5 protein-coding genes are annotated in these 6,739 nt (G+C 62.8%); all 5 read right to left on the bottom strand.

Annotated elements, in window-relative coordinates:
• Positions 1-356: 356 nt before the first annotated feature.
• The 5 genes from eno to trmL all read right to left on the bottom strand — a co-directional run bounded on the left by eno (position 357) and on the right by trmL (position 6,539).
• The gene (gene eno / locus WMO64_RS12340; RefSeq protein ID WP_349232182.1) at positions 357-1,661 is read right to left on the bottom strand and encodes a phosphopyruvate hydratase; all 1,305 of its coding nucleotides are present in this window, start codon (positions 1,659-1,661) and stop codon (positions 357-359) included.
• Between the two features lie 310 nt (positions 1,662-1,971).
• The gene (gpmI, locus tag WMO64_RS12335) at positions 1,972-3,492 is read right to left on the bottom strand and encodes a 2,3-bisphosphoglycerate-independent phosphoglycerate mutase (protein WP_294522377.1); all 1,521 of its coding nucleotides are present in this window, start codon (positions 3,490-3,492) and stop codon (positions 1,972-1,974) included.
• Positions 3,493-3,745: 253 nt separating this feature from the next.
• Positions 3,746-4,519: a triose-phosphate isomerase gene (gene tpiA / locus WMO64_RS12330; RefSeq protein ID WP_294522375.1), complete on the bottom strand. Its 774-nt coding sequence runs from the start codon at positions 4,517-4,519 to the stop codon at positions 3,746-3,748.
• A gap of 260 nt (positions 4,520-4,779) precedes the next feature.
• Positions 4,780-6,051 carry a phosphoglycerate kinase gene (locus WMO64_RS12325; protein WP_294522373.1) on the bottom strand — a complete coding sequence of 424 codons (1,272 nt, stop codon included), beginning with the start codon at positions 6,049-6,051 and terminating at the stop codon, positions 4,780-4,782.
• The gene (gene trmL, locus WMO64_RS12320; protein WP_294522369.1) at positions 6,048-6,539 is read right to left on the bottom strand and encodes a tRNA (uridine(34)/cytosine(34)/5-carboxymethylaminomethyluridine(34)-2'-O)-methyltransferase TrmL; all 492 of its coding nucleotides are present in this window, start codon (positions 6,537-6,539) and stop codon (positions 6,048-6,050) included. Before trmL ends, WMO64_RS12325 begins: the two co-directional genes overlap by 4 nt.
• Between the last annotated feature and the right edge of the window lie 200 nt (positions 6,540-6,739).

Genomic DNA, 6,739 nt, shown 5'->3' with positions numbered 1-6,739 from the left:
TCAGTTTAGCAAATCCTTCGGTTAACGCACAGACTATATTTTCATTCTCAGCTGTGATGGCATTTCATGAGGCGTTGATAACTTCCTCATTTAGCTGTACAATCTTTTCAGGCATGGTTTGCTGTCTCCTTTCAGAATGGTGTGTCGCGACTTCATTCTACCAGAGATCTGCAAACCATGTCTCTTTTTCTTTTTGCGAAACTTATTCTACCTTATCGACTTGCGCGGGATTCCTCTTTTTATTCTGCTTTTTATTCACGGCCCAGCCCCTGCCCCATCTGAGATGGGGCAGGGGCTGGGCGACATAAAAAACGGGGCCGCTGTCCTTTCGGACAGCGGCCCCTTGCAGGCTGAAATTACTTCTTCAGGTTGAAGAAAGCGTCCTTGCCCCAGTACTGAGCCACATCGCCCAGCTCCTCCTCGATGCGGAGCAGCTGGTTGTACTTGGCCACACGGTCGGTACGGCTGGGAGCGCCGGTCTTGATCTGGCCGGCGTTCATGCCCACCACGATGTCGGCAATGGTGGCGTCCTCGGTCTCGCCGGAGCGGTGAGACACGACGGCGGTGTAGCCGGCGCGGTTGGCCTTCTGGATGGTGTCCAGGGTCTCGGTCAGGGTGCCGATCTGGTTGACCTTGATCAGCACGGCGTTGGCCACGTGCAGGTCCAGACCCTTCTGCACGCGCTCGGAGTTGGTGACGAACAGGTCGTCGCCCACCAGCTGGACGCGGTCGCCCAGGGCCTTGGTGAGCATGCCCCAGCCTTCCCAGTCGTCCTCGCCCATGCAGTCCTCCATGGAGATGATGGGGTAGTTGTCGGCGAACTTCTTCCACATGTTGACCATCTGCTGACGGGTCATGGTCTTGCCGGCCTTGGGCAGGGTGTAGGTGCCGTCCTCCTTGTTGTACCAGTCGGACACGGCGGCGTCCATGGCGATCTTGAAGTCCTCGCCGGGCTTGTAGCCGGCCTTCTCGATGGCGGCCACGATGCACTTGAAGGCGTCCTCATCCTTCTTCAGGTTGGGGGCATAGCCGCCCTCGTCGCCCACGCCGGTGGCGGGGGTGCCGTTCTCCTTCAGCACGCTCTTCAGGGTGTGGAACACCTCGGCGCACATCCGGAGGGCCTCGTGCCAGCAGCAGGCGCCCACGGGCATGATCATGAACTCCTGGATGTCCACGTTGTTGGTGGCGTGAGCGCCGCCGTTGAGGATGTTCATCATGGGCACGGGCAGGACCTTGGCGTTGACGCCGCCGATGTAGTTGTACAGGCTGGTGCCCAGGCTCTCGGCAGCGGCCTTGGCGCAGGCCAGGGAGGCGCCCAGGATGGCGTTGGCGCCCAGACGGGACTTATTGGGGGTGCCGTCCAGAGCGATCATGGCCTTGTCGATGGCCACCTGGTCCAGGACGTTCATGCCCACCAGGCACTCGGCGATCTCGGTGTTGACGTTCTTCACGGCGTTGAGGACGCCCTTGCCCTGGTAACGGCTCTTGTCGCCGTCGCGGAGCTCGCAGGCCTCATAGATACCGGTGGAAGCGCCGGAGGGCACGCTGGCGCGGCCGACAGTGCCGTCCTCCAGGTAGACCTCGACCTCGACGGTGGGGTTGCCGCGGCTGTCCAGAATCTCACGGCCCAGAACATCAACGATCTCGATAATCTGCTTCATGTTCAAAAACTCCTTTCATTTTAGGGACACGGCTTCCGGTCTTTCTGCCGTGCCTTCTATCTGTCAGGGCGGCAGGAACCGCCCGAACATACAAATCCGGCCTCGCTCAGGACTCAATCAGGGTATTGCCGTCCATCTCCGCGGGCTTTTCAAGGCGCCCCAGCCGGCTTCGCCGCCCGGGGACCCCGAATTTCACTTCACGCTGCCCGGAGTGAATCCGGTCAGCGCCAAGGTTTTCCGCTCCGCGCAAAACGCTTGGACGGCGCAGGCGCCGGTCCGCCTTGCGGCGGGATGGCCCTTGAAAAGCCTTTTAGGCCTCGATCAGGGTATTGCCGTCCATCTCCGCGGGCTTTTCAAGGCCCATCAGATCCAGCATGGTGGGGGCGATGTCGGCCAGACGGCCGTCGCGCAGCTTCACGTTGGCGCCCACGATGCAGAAGGGCACCAGGCTGGTGGTGTGGGCGGTGTAGGGGGTGACCCCGTCGTCGTCCAGCATCCGGTCGGCGTTGCCGTGGTCGGCAGTGATGAGGGCCACGCCGCCCATCTTGCGGGTGGCCTCCACGACCCGGCCCACGCACTCGTCCACGGTCTCAACGGCCAGGCGGGCGGCCTCGTACACGCCGGTGTGGCCCACCATATCGCAGTTGGCGAAGTTGAGGATGACCACATCATAGTTGCCGCTCTCGATGCGCTTCACCGCCTCGTCGGTGACCTCACGGGCGCTCATGTCGGGCTTGAGGTCGTAGGTGGGCACCTTGGGGGAGGGGATCAGGCAGCGGTCCTCGCCGGGGAACACCTGCTCCACGCCGCCGTTGAAGAAGAAGGTCACGTGGGCGTACTTCTCGGTCTCGGCAATGCGGAGCTGGGTCAGGCCCAGGCGGGAAATATACTCGCCGAAGATATTCTTCAGCTCGTGATGGGGGAAGGCCACCGTCACATTGGGCATGGTGGCGTCATAGGAGGTAGTACAGACATAGGTCAGGGGGAAGAAGCCCTTCTTCCGCTCAAAGCCGTCAAAGTCGGGGTCCACCAGGCTGCGGGTGATCTCACGGGCCCGGTCGGGGCGGAAGTTCATGAACACCACGCTGTCGCCGGACTTGATGACCGCGTCCTTGCAGCAGATGACAGGCTCCACGAACTCGTCGGTGACGCCGGCGTCATAGGACTTCTGCACGGCGGCCACGGGGTCGGCCTCAAAGGGGGCCTCGCCCAGCACCAGGGCGTCATAGGCTCTGACCAGACGCTCCCAGCGCTTGTCACGGTCCATGGCGTAGAAGCGGCCGGAGATGACGCCGACGTGGGCGTTGCCCAGCTGGGCGCACTTCTCAGCCAGCTGCTCCACGTAGCCCTTGCCGGAGGAGGGGGGCACGTCACGGCCGTCCAGGAAGGCGTGGACATAGACGTCCTTCACGCCCTGCTGCTTGGCCATGTCCAGCAGCGCGAAGATGTGGGTGATGTGGCTGTGGACGCCGCCGTCAGACAGCAGACCCATCACGTGGAGGGCGTGGCCCTCCTGCTTGGCGTTCTCCATGGCCCGCAGGTACTCGGGGTTCTGGAAGAAGTCGCCGTCCTTGATGGATTTGGAGATCCGGGGCAGATCCTGGAACACCACGCGGCCGGCGCCGATGTTGGTGTGGCCCACCTCGGAGTTGCCCATCTGGCCCTCGGGCAGACCCACATCCAGGCCGGAGGCGGACAGCTTGCACACCGGGTTCTCGGCAAACAGCTTGTCCAGCACGGGCTTGCGGGCGTTGGCGATGGCGTTGCCCTTGGTCTCGCTGCGGAGACCGTAGCCATCCATAATGATAAGAGTAGTCGGTGTTTTACTCATAAATAACCTCAGTTCCTTCAGGTAAGATCGGAGCGGCGGGCAGCGGGCCCCTGCGGCCCCGCCGCTCGCTGTCTCCTTTTGTCACGCTTTGCCGCACCCGGGTGCTCAGCGCGTTCTGTCACGCCTTGCACCCTCCGCGACGGCGCCTAAGCCCCTCCGACTGCGCAAGCCGGCCTCCACCCTTTCCGGGCCTCCGGTCCGTTTGCTCCGCTCCGGGCTTATCCGCCTGCTCCCGGGTGCTCAGCGCTTCTTCTTACTCCTGATTGGCGTCATTGACGATGCTGGTGAAGTCAGCGGGCTTCAGGGACGCACCGCCGATGAGGCCGCCGTCAATGTCGGGCTGAGCCAGCAGCTCAGCGGCATTCTTGGCGTTCATGGAGCCACCATACTGGATGGTGACGGCACGGGCGACACGGGCGCCGTACAGCTTGCGGATGACCACACGGATGCTCTCGCAGACCTCGGCGGCCTGCTCGGCGGTAGCGGTCTTGCCGGTGCCGATAGCCCAGATGGGCTCGTAGGCGATGACCACGTGGCGCATCTTGTCGGCGGGCACACCGGCCAGAGCGGCCTTGACCTGATAGGCGATCAGCTCCATGGTGACGCCCAGCTCACGCTGCTCCAGGCTCTCGCCCACGCAGACGATGGGGTGCAGGCCGGCCTCCAGAGCGGCGTGGACCTTCTTGTTGACGGTGAAGTCGGTCTCATTGTAGTACTGACGGCGCTCGGAGTGGCCGATGATGACGTACTTCACGCCCAGCTCCTTGAGCATCTCGGCAGAGACCTCGCCGGTGTAGGCGCCGTGGGACTCATAGTGGCAGTTCTCAGCGCCGATGGCGATGCGGCTCTCCTTGAACAGGCGCACAGCGGCGGGAATGTTCACATAGGGCACGCAGAGGACGACCTCACACCACTTGGGTCTGCCCAGCATGTCCTTAATCTCCTCGGCGAAGGCGCGGGTCTCGGAGAGGGTCTTGTTCATCTTCCAGTTTCCGGCGATGATGGTCTTGCGGTAGCGGCGGTTCATTGCAGTTCAATCCTTTCCATATATATGAAGCTTTGCGCAGGCGGCGCGCCGGACTCGTCGCGCCCTGCGGAGATCGGGCATCTCGGTCAAGCTGCCCGTTCAGGGAGGCATCCCCGGCGGAGCAGCGCTCCGTCGGGGACCCCTTAGGTGTTACATCCTCGGGCGAAATGAATTCGCCCTGCGGCAAGGTCTGCTGCGCAAACGCTTGGACGCGCCTTCGGCGCGGCTCGCTTTCGCTCGCGCGGCGGCTCCCTGTCTAATCAGGCGTCCAGCAGGCAGGCCACGCCGGGCAGCTCCTTACCCTCCATGAACTCCAGGGAGGCGCCGCCGCCGGTGGAGATGTGGGTCATCTTGTCGGCATAGCCCAGCTGCTGCACGGCCGCCGCGCTGTCGCCGCCGCCGATGATGGTGATGGCGCTGGTCTTGCTCAGAGCCTCGGCCACAGCCTCGGTGCCCTTGGCGAAGGCGGGGAACTCGAACACGCCCATGGGGCCGTTCCAGATCACGGTGCCGGCGTCCTTCACGGCGTCGCAGTACAGCTTCACGGTCTCGGGGCCGATGTCCAGACCCTGCCAGCCGTCGGGGATCTCGCCGTTCTTGACCACCTTGCTCTCAGCGTCGGGGGCAAAGGCGTTGGCCACCACGGTGTCCACGGGCAGCAGCAGCTTGACGCCCTTCTCAGCGGCCTTCTTCACCATGTCGTTGGCATAGGACTCCCAGTCGGCCTCCAGCAGGCTGTCGCCCACCTTGCCGCCCTGCGCGGCGGAGAAGGTGTAGGCCATGCCGCCGCCGATGATGATGGTGTCGGCGATCTCCAGCAGGTTGTTGATCACGCCGATCTTGGAGGAGACCTTGGAGCCGCCCAGGATGGCCACCAGAGGACGCTTGGGGTTGGCCAGAGCGCCGCCGATGATCTCCAGCTCCTTCTGGATCAGGAAGCCGGACACGGCGGGCAGGTAGTCGGCCACGCCGGCGGTGGAGGCGTGAGCGCGGTGCACGGCGCCGAAGGCGTCGGACACATAGATCTCAGCCATGGAAGCCATCTTCTTGGCCAGCTCGGGATCGTTCTTGGTCTCGCCCTTCTCGAAGCGGGTGTTCTCCAGCAGCATGATCTGGCCGGGCTGGAGCGCGGCGGCCTTGGCCATGGCGTCGGGGCCCACCACGTCCTTGGCCATGATGACGTCCTTGCCCAGCAGCTCGCTCAGGCGCTTGGCAACAGGGGCCAGGGACAGCTGAGCCAGGGACTTCTTCCACTGCTCCTCGGTGATGGAGGCGGGGTCCTTGCCCTTCTCGGCCTGCTTCTTCACATAGGAGTCAAAGGTGGCGACAGGCTTGCCCAGGTGGGAGCAGGCGATGACGGCAGCGCCCTGGTCCAGCAGGTACTGGATGGTGGGCAGAGCGGCGCGGATCCGCTTGTCATCGGTGATGGTGCCGCTGCCGTCCTTGGCCAGGGGCACGTTGAAGTCGCAGCGGAGGAGGACCTTCTTGCCGGCGACGTCGATGTCTTTCACGGTCTTCTTGTTGTAGTTCATACGAAAGCTCCTTTCATCTCTCCTTCCCCGGACAATCCGGGGAACTCTAACTGGCGCAATGCTTCGTAGGTCACTATGGCGACGGAATTTGCCAGATTCAGGCTGCGCGCGTCGGGGCGCATTGGGATGCGGATGCACCGGTCCCGGTGGGCCTCACGGAACGCCTGGGGCAGACCGGCCGTCTCCTTGCCGAAGAACAGCCAGCACCCGTCCCGGAATTCCGCCTCTGTGTAAGGGCGGGGAGCCTTGGTGGTCATGAGCCAGAGGTCCTCCGCGCCGGTACGGGCGAAGAAATCCTCCAGGTTCTCATAGACCGTCAGGTCCACCATATGCCAGTAATCCAGCCCGGCCCGCTTCACCGCCCGGTCCGAGATATCAAACCCCAGGGGCTTGATCAGGTGGAGGCGGCTGCGCGTGGCCGCGCAGGTGCGGGCGATGTTGCCGGTATTTTGCGGAATTTCCGGTTCAACCAGAACTAGATTCAGCATAAATCCGGCCCACCTCCCATTTACAGCGGTGTTATTGTACATCGAATCTCGCAGAATTTCAACAGCAAATACGTCGATAATCCCATAAAAATTCATTTTTTATTGAACAATTCCTGATTGTTTCGTCATCGGAGCGTTTTATGCTTTATAGTTGCGAAAAGTTGTGCTACAATATCGGCAGTAACAGGGCTGCGCCGCGC

Origin of the sequence: Pseudoflavonifractor intestinihominis, from assembly GCF_040096055.1 — a bacterium.
GTDB classification, from domain to species: Bacteria; Bacillota; Clostridia; order Oscillospirales; family Oscillospiraceae; genus Pseudoflavonifractor; species Pseudoflavonifractor intestinihominis.
This window is presented reverse-complemented; position numbering and strand designations above follow the sequence as displayed.

Coding starts and splice junctions, on each gene's coding strand:
- eno (WP_349232182.1), bottom strand. CDS start 1,661: ATGAAGCAGATTATCGAGATCGTTGATGTTCTGGGCCGTGAGATTCTG.
- WMO64_RS12325 (WP_294522373.1), bottom strand. CDS start 6,051: ATGAACTACAACAAGAAGACCGTGAAAGACATCGACGTCGCCGGCAAG.
- tpiA (WP_294522375.1), bottom strand. CDS start 4,519: ATGAACCGCCGCTACCGCAAGACCATCATCGCCGGAAACTGGAAGATG.
- trmL (WP_294522369.1), bottom strand. CDS start 6,539: ATGCTGAATCTAGTTCTGGTTGAACCGGAAATTCCGCAAAATACCGGC.
- gpmI (WP_294522377.1), bottom strand. CDS start 3,492: ATGAGTAAAACACCGACTACTCTTATCATTATGGATGGCTACGGTCTC.